General features: G+C 62.9%; 16 protein-coding genes. 11 read left to right on the top strand and 5 right to left on the bottom strand.

Translation table 11 applies throughout. The annotated features are described in order from the left end of the window. Positions 1 to 38 precede the first annotated feature (38 nt). From cysT to IF103_RS23620, 6 genes are all read left to right on the top strand, one after another. Positions 39 to 857: a sulfate ABC transporter permease subunit CysT gene (gene cysT, locus IF103_RS23645; RefSeq protein WP_023382937.1), complete on the top strand. Its 819-nt coding sequence runs from the start codon at positions 39 to 41 to the stop codon at positions 855 to 857. A gap of 15 nt (positions 858 to 872) precedes the next feature. Then, entirely contained in the window at positions 873 to 1745 is an 873-nt protein-coding gene (cysW, locus tag IF103_RS23640) for a sulfate ABC transporter permease subunit CysW (RefSeq protein WP_023382935.1), read from the top strand. Between the two features lie 3 nt (positions 1746 to 1748). Further along, the gene (locus IF103_RS23635; protein WP_023382934.1) at positions 1749 to 2738 is read left to right on the top strand and encodes a sulfate/molybdate ABC transporter ATP-binding protein; all 990 of its coding nucleotides are present in this window, start codon (positions 1749 to 1751) and stop codon (positions 2736 to 2738) included. Positions 2739 to 2894: 156 nt separating this feature from the next. Beyond that, the gene (locus IF103_RS23630) at positions 2895 to 3476 is read left to right on the top strand and encodes an alpha/beta hydrolase (protein WP_023382933.1); all 582 of its coding nucleotides are present in this window, start codon (positions 2895 to 2897) and stop codon (positions 3474 to 3476) included. A gap of 65 nt (positions 3477 to 3541) precedes the next feature. Then, positions 3542 to 4372, top strand: a complete 831-nt coding sequence (locus tag IF103_RS23625) for a sigma 54-interacting transcriptional regulator (RefSeq protein WP_023382932.1) — start codon at positions 3542 to 3544, stop codon at positions 4370 to 4372. Between the two features lie 187 nt (positions 4373 to 4559). Then, on the top strand, positions 4560 to 5345 hold the full coding sequence (locus IF103_RS23620) for a MetQ/NlpA family ABC transporter substrate-binding protein (protein WP_023382931.1): 786 nt from the start codon (positions 4560 to 4562) through the stop codon (positions 5343 to 5345). 89 nt (positions 5346 to 5434) lie between these two features. Here IF103_RS23620 and IF103_RS23615 read toward each other — a convergent pair whose 3' ends face one another. Together IF103_RS23615 and IF103_RS23610 are read right to left on the bottom strand one after the other, a co-directional pair. Next, positions 5435 to 6253 (bottom strand): alpha/beta fold hydrolase, encoded by an 819-nt coding sequence (locus IF103_RS23615; protein ID WP_023382930.1) that lies wholly within the window; start codon positions 6251 to 6253, stop codon positions 5435 to 5437. A 16-nt stretch (positions 6254 to 6269) separates the two neighbouring features. Continuing rightward, positions 6270 to 8633, bottom strand: a complete 2364-nt coding sequence (locus IF103_RS23610) for a penicillin acylase family protein (RefSeq protein ID WP_202675745.1) — start codon at positions 8631 to 8633, stop codon at positions 6270 to 6272. Positions 8634 to 8722: 89 nt separating this feature from the next. Here IF103_RS23610 and IF103_RS23605 point away from each other — a divergent pair, with 89 nt between their 5' ends. Beyond that, the gene (locus IF103_RS23605) at positions 8723 to 9289 is read left to right on the top strand and encodes a sugar O-acetyltransferase (protein WP_023382928.1); all 567 of its coding nucleotides are present in this window, start codon (positions 8723 to 8725) and stop codon (positions 9287 to 9289) included. On the opposite strand, the gene IF103_RS23600 is transcribed toward IF103_RS23605, so the two are convergent. Next, entirely contained in the window at positions 9268 to 9837 is a 570-nt protein-coding gene (locus IF103_RS23600) for a DUF6436 domain-containing protein (protein WP_027907217.1), read from the bottom strand. The genes IF103_RS23605 and IF103_RS23600 overlap by 22 nt on opposite strands. Positions 9838 to 9958: 121 nt before the next feature. On the opposite strand from IF103_RS23600, the gene bipL reads away from it, so the two are divergent. After that, positions 9959 to 10894 (top strand): phospholipase BipL, encoded by a 936-nt coding sequence (gene bipL / locus IF103_RS23595; RefSeq protein ID WP_023382926.1) that lies wholly within the window; start codon positions 9959 to 9961, stop codon positions 10892 to 10894. Here bipL and IF103_RS23590 read toward each other — a convergent pair. Next, the gene (locus IF103_RS23590; RefSeq protein WP_023382925.1) at positions 10887 to 11639 is read right to left on the bottom strand and encodes a DUF2059 domain-containing protein; all 753 of its coding nucleotides are present in this window, start codon (positions 11637 to 11639) and stop codon (positions 10887 to 10889) included. The genes bipL and IF103_RS23590 overlap by 8 nt on opposite strands. A 113-nt stretch (positions 11640 to 11752) precedes the next feature. Here IF103_RS23590 and IF103_RS23585 point away from each other — a divergent pair, with 113 nt between their 5' ends. Next, complete coding sequence (locus IF103_RS23585; RefSeq protein ID WP_081669665.1) at positions 11753 to 12385, top strand: 2OG-Fe(II) oxygenase; 633 nt, start codon at positions 11753 to 11755, stop codon at positions 12383 to 12385. Continuing rightward, positions 12366 to 12881 (top strand): 2-thiouracil desulfurase family protein, encoded by a 516-nt coding sequence (locus tag IF103_RS23580; RefSeq protein ID WP_027907219.1) that lies wholly within the window; start codon positions 12366 to 12368, stop codon positions 12879 to 12881. The genes IF103_RS23585 and IF103_RS23580 overlap by 20 nt, the downstream gene beginning before the upstream one ends. Here the strand turns inward: IF103_RS23580 and IF103_RS23575 are convergent. After that, the gene (locus IF103_RS23575) at positions 12820 to 13335 is read right to left on the bottom strand and encodes a substrate-binding periplasmic protein (protein WP_023382922.1); all 516 of its coding nucleotides are present in this window, start codon (positions 13333 to 13335) and stop codon (positions 12820 to 12822) included. The genes IF103_RS23580 and IF103_RS23575 overlap by 62 nt on opposite strands. Here IF103_RS23575 and IF103_RS23570 point away from each other — a divergent pair. Continuing rightward, on the top strand, positions 13322 to 13516 hold the full coding sequence (locus tag IF103_RS23570; protein WP_158491103.1) for a hypothetical protein: 195 nt from the start codon (positions 13322 to 13324) through the stop codon (positions 13514 to 13516). The genes IF103_RS23575 and IF103_RS23570 overlap by 14 nt on opposite strands. The last annotated feature ends 12 nt before the right edge of the window (positions 13517 to 13528 follow it).

Genomic DNA, 13528 nt, shown 5'->3' with positions numbered 1-13528 from the left:
AGAATTGCCGGGCCAAGTGCGTTAAACCAGGGATATTTATGTCGCGTCGCATTTCCCCCGTCATACCCGGCTTCGGGCTGACACTGGGCTACACCTTGGTGTACCTCAGTCTGATAGTGCTGATACCACTGGCCGCCATGTTCGTGCATGCCGCACAGCTCACCTGGGAACAGTTCTGGAACATCGTCAGCGCGCCGCGAGTGCTTGCCGCGCTCAAGCTGAGTTTCGGCACTGCGCTGTTCGCCGCCATCATCAATGGCGTGATCGGCACCTTGTTGGCCTGGGTGCTGGTGCGCTACACCTTCCCGGGACGCAAGATCATCGATGCGATGATCGACCTGCCGTTCGCCCTGCCCACCGCGGTGGCGGGTATCGCCCTGACGGCCTTGTATGCACCGGCCGGCTGGGTAGGGCAGTTCGCCACCGATCTGGGCTTCAAGATCGCCTACACCCCGCTGGGCATCACGCTTGCGCTGACCTTCGTCACCCTGCCGTTCGTGGTGCGCACCGTGCAGCCGGTGCTGGCGGATATCCCGCGTGAAGTCGAAGAAGCCGCTGCCTGCCTGGGTGCCAAGCCGCTACAAGTGTTTCGCCACATCCTGGCGCCAGCGCTGCTGCCCGCCTGGCTGACCGGTTTCGCCCTGGCTTTTGCCCGTGGCGTGGGTGAGTACGGTTCGGTGATCTTCATTGCCGGCAACATGCCGATGAAGACCGAGATCCTGCCGTTGCTGATCATGGTCAAGCTCGACCAGTACGACTACACCGGCGCCACGGCCATCGGCGTGCTGATGCTGGTGGTTTCCTTCATCCTGCTGCTGCTGATCAACCTGCTGCAGCGCCGCATCGAAACCCCTTGAAGGAGGCCGTGGCTCATGTCTAGTTCATCCATTGGCGCCGCTGCCGCCGCCAACGCCGCCCGTCGTGGCAGTGCTACTTCGCGACGGGTACTGATCGGTCTGGCTTGGCTGGTCTTCACGCTGTTCCTGTTGTTGCCGTTGTTCATCGTGGTGTCGCAGGCACTCAAGAATGGCTTCGGTACGTTCTTCGAGGCAATCTTCGAGCCAGACGCACTGTCGGCGCTCAAGCTCACCCTGCTGGCGGTGTTCATCTCTGTGCCGCTGAACCTTGTATTCGGTGTCAGCGCCGCATGGTGCGTGAGCAAGTACACCTTCCGCGGCAAAAGCCTGCTGGTCACCCTGATCGACTTGCCGTTCTCGGTCTCGCCGGTCATCGCAGGTCTGGTCTATGTGCTGATGTTCGGTGCACAGGGCCTGTTCGGGCCTTGGTTGCAGGACCATGATATCCAGATCGTGTTCGCCCTTCCGGGCATCGTCCTGGCGACCATTTTCGTTACCGTGCCCTTCGTGGCCCGTGAACTGATCCCGCTGATGCAGGAGCAGGGGACCCAGGAAGAAGAAGCAGCACGCCTGCTCGGTGCCAACGGCTGGCAGATGTTCTGGCACGTGACCTTGCCGAACATCAAGTGGGGCCTGATCTACGGCGTGGTGCTGTGCACCGCCCGGGCCATGGGCGAGTTCGGCGCGGTGTCGGTGGTCTCTGGCCATATTCGCGGCGTCACCAATACCTTGCCGCTGCACGTGGAGATCCTCTACAACGAGTACAACCACGTCGCGGCCTTCAGCGTGGCCAGCCTGCTGCTGATCCTGGCGCTCTTCATCCTGCTGCTCAAGCAGTGGAGCGAGAACCGTATTAACCGCCTGCGCCAAAGCGCAGCGGAGGAATAATTCATGTCGATCGAAGTTCGTAACGTCAGCAAGCGCTTCAACAGCTTCCAGGCCCTGGACAACATCAACCTGGATATCCACAGCGGTGAGCTGGTGGCTTTGCTCGGCCCGTCCGGCTGCGGCAAGACCACGCTGCTGCGCATCATCGCTGGCCTGGAAACCCCGGATCAGGGCAGCATCGTGTTTCACGGCGAGGACGTATCCGGCCACGATGTGCGCGACCGTAACGTGGGTTTTGTGTTCCAGCACTACGCGCTGTTCCGCCATATGAGTGTGTTCGACAACGTTGCCTTCGGCCTGCGCATGAAGCCAAAGGGCGAGCGTCCGAGCGAAAGCAAGATTGCCGACAAGGTGCACGAGCTGCTGAACATGGTTCAGCTCGACTGGCTGGCCGACCGTTACCCCGAGCAGTTGTCCGGTGGCCAGCGCCAGCGTATCGCCCTGGCGCGCGCACTGGCGGTAGAGCCCAAGGTGCTGTTGCTCGATGAACCATTTGGCGCCTTGGACGCCAAGGTCCGTAAAGAGCTGCGCCGCTGGTTGGCGCGCCTGCACGAGGACATCAACCTGACCTCGGTGTTCGTCACCCATGACCAGGAAGAGGCCATGGAAGTGGCTGACCGCATCGTGGTGATGAACAAGGGCGTGATCGAGCAGATTGGCTCGCCAGGTGAGGTGTACGAAAAGCCGGCCAACGATTTCGTCTATCACTTCCTGGGTGACTCCAACCGCCTGAGCTTGAGCGAAGGCCACCATGTGCTGTTCCGCCCGCACGAGGTGTCGCTGTCGCGGCACGAGACGGAAGGACATCACGCGGCAGAGGTGCGGGACATTCGCCCATTGGGCGCCACGACCCGGGTGACCTTGAAGGTGGAGGGGCAGAGCGAGCTGATCGAGGCAGAGGTGGTCAAGGATCACGACAGCCTTACCGGATTGGCCCGTGGGGAGACCTTGTTCTTCCGGCCGAAGGTTTGGCAGAAGGTGGCGGATATCTGAGCCGCCAGAAACAAAGAACCCGGGCATGTCCCGGGTTTTTTGCATTCACGGACGGCAGTAATTTTGGTTATTAATAAATAGCTTCTTATTCCTTTACGAATATAACTCCCTCCCTATACTGGTCTCCAAGCACGCAAACTTACTGGAGGCGTCCCCATGCGCAATGAGTCGATTCGTTACCTGATTGTGCCGGGCTGGCAAGGATCGCCAGACAACCACTGGCAGAGTCACTGGCAGCGTACCTTGCCCAACAGTGCCCGGGTCGAACAGCACGACTGGCTGACCCCGCAACGCCATGATTGGGTTCAAGCACTGGAGCAGGCCATCGCCGCTGAACGCTCGCCGGTGATTCTCATTGCCCATAGCCTGGGTTGCATTACCGTGGCCCATTGGGCTGCACACGCCAGCCCGTCCCTGCTACGTCGAGTGCGCGGTGCATTGCTCGTGGCGCCCGCCGATGTCGAGCGCCCTACCTGTGCGCCGGCACTGCGCAACTTTGCGCCTATCCCGCTGCAGGCACTGCCGTTCCCCAGCCAGGTGGTCAGCTCCGACAATGACCCGGCGGTGAGCGTGCCCCGTGCGCTGTACCTGGCTCGCGCCTGGGGTGCCGAAGCGGGGTTGTTGGCCAACGCCGGACATATCAACGTGAAGTCCGGACATGAGCGCTGGGAGCAGGGCTTCGCCTACCTGTACCGCCTGCAAAGCCGGGTCGAACAGCGCGCACTGCGCCGCGCCTGAGCGACCCTACCGATTACCGCTGCACCTGACGCCCGGCCATCGCAGGTCTGGGGCGGGAGTTCGTCATGACCCTTCAAAACCCATTTGGCCAGCCGCTGCTGACCTTTCCTGAACTGGACAAAAGCCCCCTGAGCATCCGTGCCAAGGCGCTGGTGTTCATCGACCCTCGTTCGCAGGCCTTGCGTCAGGCGCTGGAGCGACTGGCCCCCCAACCGCTGCCAGTGTTGATACGGGGTGAAACCGGCACCGGCAAGGAATTGCTGGCGCGTCAGGTCCATCGGGCCAGTGATCGCAGCGGGCTGTTCGTGTCGGTCAACTGCGCGGCCATCAGTCCCACCTATGCCGATGCCGAACTGTTCGGCTACAGCGCCGGCGCCCATGGTGGAACCGCCAGCAGTCGAGCCGGTTGGTTCGGGTCGGCCAATGGCGGCACCTTGTACCTGGACGAGATAGCCGACTTGCCGCTGGCTGTTCAGGGCAAGCTGCTTGCCGCCCTCGAGACCCGTGAAGTCACCCGGGTCGGCGCCCAGCAACCGCAGGCGGTTGATGTACGCCTGGTCGCTGCCTCCAGCGTCGATCTGGCGCGAGTGGTGAAGGCCGGTCGATTCAACGAGAGGCTTTACCTGTACCTGCGCGAAGGCGCGCTGGACCTGCCGCCGCTGCGCCAAAGGCGTGGCGATATCCTGCCGCTGGCCGAGTATTTCGTCGGCATCTACAGCGTGCGGCAACAGCGCGCTGTGCCGCTGATCAGCGAGGCTGCGCAGCACGCGCTCGAAGCCCACGCCTGGCCTGGAAATACCCGCGAGTTGGAAAATGTCATCCACTTCGCGTTGCTGGTCTGTGACGGTGAAGAGATCCTGCCGGAGCACCTGGACCTGCTGAATATCCCGCGCTAGACGGCGGGCAACAGGGCTCATAAGCAAAGTGGGTGATGGCTTTTTGATTTTGGAATAAGCAGCTAATTAAAAGATATTGTTACGGTATAAAAAATCTCGGTATTGTCCGCCTCACGCCCCCCCGCTAGAACGGTTGGGCACCCGACTTTGCCATCACCGATGGCCCAGGTTCATAACAAGGAACACCATGAAGAAGACTCTGTTGACCACTGCCCTGGCCGCTGCGCTGTCGTTCGCCGGCCTGGCCTGCGCCGCCGAGAAACTGGTAGTTGCAGCGACCCCCGTACCGCATGCCGAGATCCTGGAGCTGATCAAGCCGACCCTGGCCAAGGAAGGTGTCGACCTGCAGATCAAGGTCTTCACCGACTACGTCCAGCCCAACGTGCAGGTCGACCAGAAGCGCCTGGACGCCAACTACTTCCAGACCTTGCCGTACCTGCAGAACTTCAACGAAGGCAAGGGTACCCACCTGGAAACCGTGATCGGCGTGCACGTCGAGCCGTTCGGTGGCTATTCGAAGAAGGTCAAGTCCCTGGCCGAGCTCAAAGAAGGCGCCACCATTGCAATCCCTAACGAGGGCAGCAACAGCGGCCGTGCCCTGCTGCTCCTGCAGAAGGCTGGCCTGATTACCCTGAAAGATCCGAAGAACGCGCTGGCCACGCCGAAAGACATCGCCGAGAACCCCAAGAAGCTCAAGTTCCGTGAGCTGGAATCGGCCATGCTGCCGCGTGTGCTGGACCAGGTCGACCTGGACATGATCAACACCAACTACGCGCTGGAAGCCGGCCTGAACCCTGCCAAGGATGCCTTGGTGATCGAGGGCAGCGACTCGCCGTATGTGAACTTCCTGGTGGCGCGTCCGGACAACAAGGACAGCGAAGCCATCCAGAAGCTGGCCAAGGCCCTGACCAGCCCCGAGGTGAAGGCATTCATCACCAAGAAGTACCAGGGTGCAGTGTTGCCGGCGTTCTGATGCGCCGTTAACGCGTTGCCTGATGTGAAAACGCCGACACCTGTGTGTCGGCGTTTTCGTTTTCGGCCGATAGGAGCGCGCCGTTCTTCTCAGGCGCTGCGCGGCAACCAGCTCAGCAGGAAATCATTCACCACCTGCGGGTTCTCAAGGCTGGAGATGTGTCCTGCAAACGGGATCTGCGCCGCCAGGCAGCCGATGATCCTTGCCATTTCGCCAGACTCGGCCGGCGGCCGGGGGATGTCCTGGTCGCCACAGAGGACGATGGTCCTGTGCGCCGCCAGTTCACCCAGCCGCGCCAGCAGGTCGGGGCGTCCGAAGATCACCCGGCCCATGGGGTCCAGGCTGTTGCGAATGGCCTGCGCGGTGCTGGCCTTCAGGTCCGCGCGGAAACGCTCGCGAACCGCTGGCACCGTCTGGCCTTCGGCATGGAAGAAAATCGGCACGACGATATCCAGCAGCGGCTCCGGGAAACAGCCTGCTGCACTGGCGGCATCCAGCAGGCCGAAGTACTTCAGCCGGGTCGCTTCAGGTTCGGCACCCAGGTAAGTGTCCATCAGCACCAGGCGGTCGATGCGCGTCGGGTGCTCGATGGCCAACTGTGCGCCCCACATGCCGCCGACCGACAGGCCTACCAGGTGGCACTTGGGAATATCCAGGGCATCCAGCAACGCCAGGTGCTGGCGAGTCAGGGCGCCCATGTCGGTAGTGGTGGCCGGTGGCGCGTCGGAGTCGCCATGGCCCCACAGCTCGGGGACGATGACTCGGAAGTGTTGTGACAGCGCCTCGATCTGCGGTTGCCACATCTGGGCCGACCACAGGTAGCTGTGGCCCAGCAGGACCGGGAAGCCCTGGCCTTGGTCGACGTAGCTCATGCGGGCGCCGTCGATTTCGATGAAGTGTTTCTGCATGGGGGTGCCTTGCTGGTTAATGTGCCGGGTTCAATCGTAGCGTGCCTTGGGCCGGTATGACGCCCATTTGCGCTTTGGCGTAGCGGCCGTTGATGTAGTCCTCGGCCTGGTCGGCGTAATGGGTGTCGAACAGCACGCCACTCTGCCCGACCGGGTTGCTGGTCAGCGCTTGCGAGGCGTCTGCGAAGTCGATCAACCGCCGCGTCGAAGGCCCGTAGGTGACCGGCCAGGGCGCCGGGCCGATCTTCGCCGAGAGGTTGTTCGGTACCTCATGGGTGCCGGGCGCCGCGAATGGACCGACATTGAACAACAGGTTCAGCGGCTTCTTCGCTCCCAGCGGGTGGTTGTGGGTGAGGGTGTGGGCCTTGCCCCATTGCCAGCTCGCCGGGTCCTTGCCGAAGGTATCCCGCAGGTGCACAAGGCTCTTTTGCCAGGCCATGCGCACGATGGCCGTCCGGTCGGTGCGTTCATTGCCGCCGCGCAGGTTCCACCAGGGCGACTGTGGGTCGGCGGCCAGGCGTGGGAGGGCGGCGTCGATGGCACGGGTGCTGATCAACACCGGGAACCAGGTATCACCCAGTTCGTCATGCAAGGCCGCGAACGCCAGCTCATAGAGAAACTGGTTGAACAGCGTGGCACTGATCGAGTCCAGCGGGTAATCGCCGCGCCAGGCGGCCAGCTGTTCGACCAGCTCTTTTTCCTCGTCGCCCTGGGCCACCGCACGCAGGGTCGACAGCAGTGGTGCCAGGGTGCGAGGGCCATAATCGTTGCTGGTGTCCAATTGCAGGGACTGGCTGTTGCGGGTGTCCCACTTGATATCAGGGTCGGCCAGCCGGCGGTCGAGTTGGCGGCCCCGATCCGGCAAGTTGTAATAGCCCGGTATGGGCACCGTGGCGGGTGGCTGGAAGTTGGCTGACACGATGTAGCCGCTGGCTGGGTTTTCCTGCTGTGGGTTGACGCTGAACGGGTAGAAGCCCAGCTTGTTCGCCTGCGCGCTGGCGCCGTCGAGGATGAAGGTTGGGTTCACGCCATCGGGGCGTATCGGCAGCTTCGCCGCCGCCCACCAGCCGATGTCGCCGCGCGCGTTGGCCCAGACGAAGTTCAGGCCGGGCGCCTGCACCTTGGCCACCGCCTCGCGCATCTTGCCCAGGGTGTCCGCACGGTTGAGCTGGTAGAAGCCTTCCAGGATTGGGTTCTCGGTTTCGAGGAACGCCCACCACATGGCAATGGGCGTGGTGCTGGCGGTGGCACCGAGCACATCGTTGACGATCGGGCCGTGGGGGGAGCGGCGCAGGGTGAGGGTGACTGGCGCTTCACCTTTGACTGCAATCTTCTGCTCTGTCTTTTTGAGGGGGCGCCACTTGCCATCGACCATCACGTGTTCGGCATTGGCCGGATTGGTCCGCTCCGCGATCAGATCGACATCGTCGTTCTGGAACATGGTCAGGCTCCAGCCGAAGTCGCGGTTGTGCCCGAGCATGGCGAAGGGGTTGAGTGCCTGAAAATACCCATACAAGTTGAAGCCGGGGGCTGAAAGCTCGGCTTCATACCACACCGCCGGCACCGCAAAGCTGATGTGCGGGTCGCCGGCCAGCAGGGGCAGGCCGCTGCGGGTGCGGCTACCGGCTATGGCCCAGGCGTTGCTGCCCTCGAACTGCGGGATGCCCGCATCGCCCAGCGCTTCTTGGCTGAGCCGGGCGAGGGTTTCCAGGCTGGTCCAGTCGGCAGCCGCCAGGGGGGCGTTCAAGTCACCCTGGGGCTTCCAGTCCAGATCGAACAGAGTCAGGTACTGTGGGCCGAGTTGATCGCGAATGTAGGTCAGCGCAGGCTCGGTCCGGAACGCAGCGGCAAAGCTATAGGCCAGGTAGCCTGCGATGCTCAGGGTGTCCTCGGCGGTGAACGGGCGCGGCGTGATGCCTAGCAGGTCGAACTCCATGGGCTTGGGGTGGCTGCTCTGCCAGGCGTTGACGCCATCGAGATAAGCTTGCAGGGCTTGCCAGGCCGGCGCGCTGTGGTCTTGGCGGCGCGCCATGAGCGCAGCCTGCTCGCGGATGCGCAAGCTGCGGAACAGGGTGTCTGTGGGCACCAGCTTGCTGCCCAGCACTTCGGCCAGTTCACCCTGGGCCAGCCGGCGCATGATTTCCATCTGGAACAGCCGATCCTGGGCGTGCACATAACCCAGGGCGCGGTACAGGTCTTGCTCGTTCCGTGCCTGCAGGTGCGGCACCCCCCGGGCGTCGTAGCGCACGCTGACCGGCGCTTGCAGGCCGGCCAAGGCAACCTCGCCCTCGCGTCGCGGCAACTTGCCTTGCACGTACCAGTAACCGGCTCCCGCGGCCACCGCCATGACGAGGGCCAACACGGTCAAGCTGCGCTTCATCGATACTCCTTGTGTGCATGAACGCCAAAACTGTGGTCCGATCATCGACGGATTCGCGAACAGAGCATAGCCCTTGGAGAGCCGTACCCATGTCCCTCAGCGAAAAACAGAAGATGCTCAGTGGCCAGCTTTACCACGCCAGTTGTCCTGAACTCCAGGCCGAGCAGATCGCCAACAAACACTGGATGCAGCGATACAACAACAGCTTCGAATTGCTCAACGAACAGCGCCATGGCCTGCTCGCCGAACACTTCGGTCATGCTGGCGAAGGTGCGGTAATCCGGCCGCCGTTCTATTGCGACTATGGCTACAACATCAGCATCGGCCGCAACAGCTTCATGAATTTCAACTGCGTGATTCTGGATGTGCTGCCTGTGCGGATCGGCGACGACTGCCAGGTCGGACCCGCCGTGCAGATCTATACCGCCGACCATCCCCTCGACCCGGCACTGCGGCGAACCGGCCTTGAAAGTGGTCGGCCGGTGACTATCGGTAACAACGTGTGGATCGGTGGGGCGGCGATCATCTTGCCAGGCGTGACCATCGGTGACGATGCCGTGATCGGCGCGGGCAGCGTGGTCACGCGCGATGTGCCTGCGGGTGCTGTGGTGGTGGGTAACCCTGCGCGCGAGCGTCACCCTGCCCAAGTGCAATAGCAGCCGACGGCCAAGGTGTTGGAGGCCGTGACTGGGCGGCCGTCGAGCAACGCCTTGAGGATGGGTTCAATGAAGCTGTTGCTGGCATTGCACACCGCGCCTTCGCTATAGGGGCCGAAGTAGGCCAGGCGGCCCTGGCGGTCCCAGATCGCCACGGCAGGTGAGGCTGGCAGCTGCTCGCTGCCGGGAAGACGGGTGATAGGTTTCAGGCTGCTGAGGTTGGCTGGCAACTGGCCGTGGCTGCCTGGCTTGTGCACGACGAAGAAGGTGACGCCTTGGTCGGCAAAGTGGCTGACCAGGTCACCCAGGTGCTGCTGGTTGCCGACGTTGCAGGGGCAAGCTGGGTCCCAGAAGTGCACCACCCGGATCGGCCCGGGGCCCGCCAGCTCTGCAGGCAGGCGCAGTTGGCTGCCGTCGAACAGGGTGGCCTGGTTGTCGAACGAGCGCAGGTAACGGGACTGGAAACTATCGTAGGCCCACCACAGTCCGGCGGCGCAGAGTGCAAGTGCCAGTAGGGTGATTGCAGGCTTGATGACGTGGGCGTTCATGGGGTTTCCGGAGCCTTGTGCGAGCGGCAGTGCAGTGCGTTCGAAGGTCAGCAAGCTTGCCATGACGCCAGGCAGAGCTGAATATCCCAGATCAATACTTGCTCTACCGTGGATGCACCTGATGCCCGCTGTTTTCGACCCCAATCACCTGCGTACCAGCCTTGCACCGCTGACAGCCTGTGAGCGTTTGTCGGCGCAGGCCCAGCAATACCAGCGCTTCTACGGCCTGGACCTGCCGGCCCGCAGTTGGCTTGGCCGCTTCCAGGCAGCGGGTTTCGAGGTGGTCGGCCAGGTGTGGCTACCCAGGGAGCCGACGGCAACGCTATTTCTGATGCACGGTTACTACGACCACATGGGCCTGTACCGACATGTGATCGAATGGGCCCTGGGCCTGGGTTATGCGGTCATCAGTTGCGACCTGCCAGGCCACGGCCTGTCTAGCGGCGAGCGCGCCAGCATCAAGGATTTTGCGCTGTACCAGCAGGTGCTCGATGCGTTGTTCGAGCAGGCGCGCATGCTTGAGCTACCTCGTCCATGGCACCTGTGTGGGCAAAGCACGGGTGGGGCAATCGTGATCGACCACCTGTTGAGCAAGGGCGAGCATAGCCCGTCCGATGGCCAAGTGATTCTGTTGGCGCCGTTGGTGCGGCCAAGGGGGTGGCGCTGGTCGAAGTTGAGCTATTGTGTGTTGCGCCACTTCGTCAATGGCATCGAGCGGCGCTTCAGCGAGAACACCAACGACCCTGCTTTCTTGCCCTTTCTCGAAGCGGACCCGCTCCAACCTCGGCGCCTGCCCACGGCCTGGGTTGGGGCGTTGGCGGCTTGGGTCAAGCGGATCGAGGCGGCGCCGCGCAGCACGCGGCAACCGCTGATCGTGCAGGGCGAGGCAGACGGCACGGTGGATTGGCAGCATAACCTCAAGGTGCTCAAGGCCAAATTCCGCGAACCACAGATTCTGATGCTGCCGGAAGCACGACACCACCTGGCCAACGAGTTGCCTGGCATCCGCCAGCGCTACTTCGCATTCATCGACCAGCGGCTGGGCGTGACTACTTGAGATCCTCGGTACTTTGCCCCACCGCCAGCCCCGCACGCACAGCGGCAAGGGCTGCCTGGTAGTACGCCTTGCCTTCAGGCGACTCGGCGAAGGTGGCGAATTGCTCCAGCTCGGCATCGGACAAGTCGCGATAGACATACAGCAGCGTGTTGTTCAGGTCTTCGCCGATTTGCGACATCAGGCGCTGGCGCTGGCCGTCGAGCATGCCCTGGGCCTGCCCGCCCCCGAACAGTCCGGGGATCATCGAGCTGAGGCTGTCGGCGGCCACGCCGGCGATCGCCAGGCTCACTTCGGCTCCGGCCTCGCGTGCCGGCAAGGCCTGGGCCAGGTGGCCGATGATCAGCAGGCGGTCGTCGCTGGCCTGGACCTTTGGCAGGCCCTTGGCATTCTTGGCCAACTGGTCCTTGCGGGTAGCTTGAAGTTCAGCCGCCACCACCTTGCGCCCCAGTGGCGACTGGAAAAAGGCCAGCGCTGGCGAAGGGTTGGGCAGGGTAGCGCGCAGTTGCGCCTGGGCACGGCGGTCCATGGCCTGGGCCTGGAAGCGCTGGTTGCTGTTGTTGACCAGGGCCTGGTAGACGGCAGGCGGCAAACTGTTGCGGTAGCGCTGCTGGGCAGCGGTCAGGGCATCGTTGAAATGGGCGCGCTGGTCGGGCCAGCCGGCGGCCTTGTACAGTTGATCGAGGCTGTCTGCCCAGACAGGCATGGTGCAGATCATCAGCAGAAGCAGGGAAAACAGACGGCGCATTCAGGACTCCTGTCGGCAGGCGGCTATTGTCCTTGGCTCGGCGGTATTTTGTCGAGATATCAGAGTGGTTCTCAGCCAAGTGGCGCTGTCCGTGGTCATGGCTAATGGATATGATGCGCGCCATGCACATCTCTCCTGAACACCCTATGCTGTCGGCCGTCGTCGATGACCTCGCCACCCGTGGCTGGTCGCAGCAGGCCCTTTTCTTGCCTGCGGACCTGGTGCGCGCCCTGGCGGCCGAGTGTCGGCGCCGTCATGCCGAAGGCGAACTCAACCCTGCCGGGGTTGGACGGGGCGCTTCCCAGGAAGTGCGCGAGGCCATTCGCGGCGACCAGATCCAGTGGATCGACCCCGGTCAGGCCGACGCCTGCGATCGCTATCTCGAAGCCATGGACTGCTTGCGTCAGGCCATCAACCGTAGCCTGTTCCTGGGGCTCGAGGACTTCGAATGCCATTTCGCCCTGTATCCACCGGGTGCATTCTATCGCCGGCACCTGGATCGTTTCCGCGACGATGATCGCCGCAGCGTTTCGGCGGTGTTCTACCTCAATGAAGACTGGCAGCCCCAGGACGGCGGCCAGTTGCGCATGTTCCTGGCCGACGAAGTCGAGCACGACGTCCTGCCGTTGGCCGGCAGCCTGGTGGTATTCCTCTCGGGTGATGTTCCCCATGAAGTCTTGCCGGCCGGGCGCGAGCGCTTGTCGCTGACGGGCTGGTTCCGCCGCCGTGGCAACGAACCCTTCTGACTTGCCGAAGGTCCTGGTCAGCGCCTGCCTGCTGGGGCAACCGGTGCGCTACGACGGCCGGGCCAGCGGGCACCACGATCAGTTGCAGCGCTGGCAGGCCGAAGGCCGTGTAGTGCCGTTGTGTCCGGAAGTGGCCGGCGGCTTGCCGACGCCGCGTCCTCCTGCGGAGATTCCGGGCGGGCAAGGCGGACAGGTACTCGATGGCATGGCGCAGGTGCTGACAGTCACCGGGGAGGATGTCAGCGGTGCCTTTCTGGCTGGGGCGCGGCAGGCGCTGGCGTTGGTGCGCCAGCACGCGATCGGCGTGGCGGTGCTCAAAGCCGGCAGCCCCTCGTGTGGCAACCGTTTGACCTACGATGGCACCTTCAGCGCGGTGAAGGTGCCGGGGGAGGGCGTCACGGCGGCATTGCTGCGGCGCGAGGGCGTGCTGGTGTTCAGTGAGCTGGAGTTGGAGCAAGCGCAGCGGGCGCTGGCTCGGCTGTCTGAATCGCCTTGAACCACTTCTGTTCGAGTTGTGCGGTACGGCCACTGTCCTTCAGGCGCTGAAGGGCATTGTTCAGCGCGCTTTGGAAGGCCGGGTTGTCCTTCTGGAACGGAATGACCAGCTGCTTCTCGCCATAAGGCTGGCTGACATCCAATGTGCCGTTGGCGGCGGTCTGTGCTTGCTCCGCCGTCAGTGCGACGTCGTACTTCCCGCTTTCTACGCCTGGTAGCACATCGGCAGCAGGCGCCTCGATGAACTCGGCGCGCAGGTCCAGCTCACGGGCAAGGTCCTGGCCAAACTCGACCTGAAAGCCGGTCAGGCGGTCGTTTTCCTTGAAGGCGTAAGGCTTGTTATCAGCCTGCACGACAATGCGCAGTTCGCCGCGGTCGTTGATTTCATCTATCAGCTCGGCCTGAGCCAATGGAGTGATCAGTACTGCCAGCAGTACGCCTATGGTCGAACGCATGAATGCCCCTTTTATTTGGCAGATGAATAACCTTCGCCGCGACTTTCTTCCTCGTCACGGTCGAGCGCAGCCTATGACCTTGAAGCCTTGGCGAGGTTTAACCCTAACTGAAAAAATTCTCTTTGTGGGCTATGGTGAATTACCGCCGCCATTCGTTTTACTGGGGGCGGCCAATAAGTGAATCACAGGAGAA

Source organism: Pseudomonas sp. SK2, assembly GCF_016772395.1.
In the GTDB taxonomy this organism is placed as follows: Bacteria; Pseudomonadota; Gammaproteobacteria; order Pseudomonadales; family Pseudomonadaceae; genus Aquipseudomonas; species Aquipseudomonas taiwanensis.
This window is presented reverse-complemented; position numbering and strand designations above follow the sequence as displayed.

Coding starts and splice junctions, on each gene's coding strand:
- cysT (WP_023382937.1), top strand. CDS start 39: ATGTCGCGTCGCATTTCCCCCGTCATACCCGGCTTCGGGCTGACACTG.
- cysW (WP_023382935.1), top strand. CDS start 873: ATGTCTAGTTCATCCATTGGCGCCGCTGCCGCCGCCAACGCCGCCCGT.
- IF103_RS23635 (WP_023382934.1), top strand. CDS start 1,749: ATGTCGATCGAAGTTCGTAACGTCAGCAAGCGCTTCAACAGCTTCCAG.
- IF103_RS23630 (WP_023382933.1), top strand. CDS start 2,895: ATGCGCAATGAGTCGATTCGTTACCTGATTGTGCCGGGCTGGCAAGGA.
- IF103_RS23625 (WP_023382932.1), top strand. CDS start 3,542: ATGACCCTTCAAAACCCATTTGGCCAGCCGCTGCTGACCTTTCCTGAA.
- IF103_RS23620 (WP_023382931.1), top strand. CDS start 4,560: ATGAAGAAGACTCTGTTGACCACTGCCCTGGCCGCTGCGCTGTCGTTC.
- IF103_RS23615 (WP_023382930.1), bottom strand. CDS start 6,253: ATGCAGAAACACTTCATCGAAATCGACGGCGCCCGCATGAGCTACGTC.
- IF103_RS23610 (WP_202675745.1), bottom strand. CDS start 8,633: ATGAAGCGCAGCTTGACCGTGTTGGCCCTCGTCATGGCGGTGGCCGCG.
- IF103_RS23605 (WP_023382928.1), top strand. CDS start 8,723: ATGTCCCTCAGCGAAAAACAGAAGATGCTCAGTGGCCAGCTTTACCAC.
- IF103_RS23600 (WP_027907217.1), bottom strand. CDS start 9,837: ATGAACGCCCACGTCATCAAGCCTGCAATCACCCTACTGGCACTTGCA.
- bipL (WP_023382926.1), top strand. CDS start 9,959: ATGCCCGCTGTTTTCGACCCCAATCACCTGCGTACCAGCCTTGCACCG.
- IF103_RS23590 (WP_023382925.1), bottom strand. CDS start 11,639: ATGCGCCGTCTGTTTTCCCTGCTTCTGCTGATGATCTGCACCATGCCT.
- IF103_RS23585 (WP_081669665.1), top strand. CDS start 11,753: ATGCGCGCCATGCACATCTCTCCTGAACACCCTATGCTGTCGGCCGTC.
- IF103_RS23570 (WP_158491103.1), top strand. CDS start 13,322: ATGGTCGAACGCATGAATGCCCCTTTTATTTGGCAGATGAATAACCTT.
- IF103_RS23575 (WP_023382922.1), bottom strand. CDS start 13,335: ATGCGTTCGACCATAGGCGTACTGCTGGCAGTACTGATCACTCCATTG.